This is a genomic window from Campylobacter sp. BCW_4323 (genome assembly GCF_001763115.1).
Lineage (GTDB): Bacteria > Campylobacterota > Campylobacteria > Campylobacterales > Campylobacteraceae > Campylobacter_D > Campylobacter_D jejuni.
The window spans coordinates 1-1,111 of the sequence record NZ_MJYC01000038.1 but is presented as its reverse complement, the minus strand read 5'-3'; the positions used below and the strand labels follow the sequence as shown (position 1 = coordinate 1,111).

The 1,111-nt window shown below is 22.7% G+C and carries 1 protein-coding gene and 2 pseudogenes; all 3 read left to right on the top strand.

Annotation, left to right across the window (positions count from 1 at the left end; translation table 11 throughout):
- A pseudogene (locus AJN60_RS09850) lies at window positions 1-184 on the top strand (methyltransferase); the annotation flags it as partial.
- 338 nt (window positions 185-522) lie between these two features.
- A complete protein-coding gene (locus tag AJN60_RS09685; RefSeq protein WP_162497605.1) occupies window positions 523-792 on the top strand; it encodes a hypothetical protein in 270 nt (89 codons plus the stop codon).
- Window positions 793-836: 44 nt separating this feature from the next.
- A pseudogene (locus AJN60_RS02530) lies at window positions 837-1,111 on the top strand (methyltransferase); the annotation flags it as partial.

Sequence of the window (1,111 nt, the reverse complement as noted above, 5' to 3'; positions counted from 1 at the left end):
TCTTATAAATACTTGTTTTGATAGTAAAGAAATAACATTGGATAATGATATTAGTAGGGTAGGGTTAAATGATGCACTGAGTAAAAGAACTATTGATTTTGTAAATAGATTTAAACTTTTAAAACATCAGCCCGACACTACAAATTGTCTTATGAAAAAAACAGAGAAAATTAAGAGGAGTTAATAAAAATGCTAGAATTCTTTATTAATCTTTTAATATTTATTCTTATATTTTTCTTTTTTGTTTTTATATTTTCTATTATTTTATATTTTATCTTTAAAATTTTTTGTAAATTAAAAAATAAAACAAAAACTATAAATTTTAAAACAATATTTAAAAAATTTACTTTGTTTCTTTTACCTGCATATCTTTTATTATTCTTAGTAGGAGGATGTTCTTATAAATATATGGATCCGCAGTATTATGAGTTTAGGAGCTTGTGTAAAGATATAGATAATAAAGTAATAATTTACAATAAAGCTTATTGGGAAATATTCAGCAATAGAGAAAAAGGAAATACAATGCATGATGAAAAAGGAGAATTCTTTTTTAATCAAAAAATAAATAAAAAAATATATTTTGATTTTAAAAAATCAGAAAGCATTAATGTGTTGCAAAAAAATAAATTTACTTTAACAGAAGTTACATTTGAAGATTATTATGATGGTATTCATTATTCAACACACTTATCTTATATTTATAATGATTATGGTATATTTTTGGGAGGTGATGAGGGTGCTGGATTCTATTTTAGATATCATAAAAGACTGTATTGTGAAGATATTAGATAAAAAATTAGAAAGATAATTTGAGATTTAGATTTTTGGAATAACAAATGAGCAAAAACATTAAAACACAAGAAGCTAAATTAGACTTAATCACTAAATTCTTAGACTATGCTAATTGTGCAGATGCTAGTTATGCGATGTTGCAATATGTTTTTAAAGGTATAATTAAATATAAAAATGATAATGGCAATGAATTAGAAAAAAAAGTAGATACCCAAAGACTAGGTGATAAACATAATAATCAAAATTCTACCTATGCAAGAGCTATACAAGCTCGTTTTGAACAAAATAAAATAGTTAAAATAGAACCTAAATATTGTAT

Bases quoted from the DNA above. Each gene is read 5' to 3' on its own strand.
- AJN60_RS09685 (WP_162497605.1), top strand. From the start codon at position 523: ATGCATGATGAAAAAGGAGAATTCTTTTTTAATCAAAAAATAAATAAA.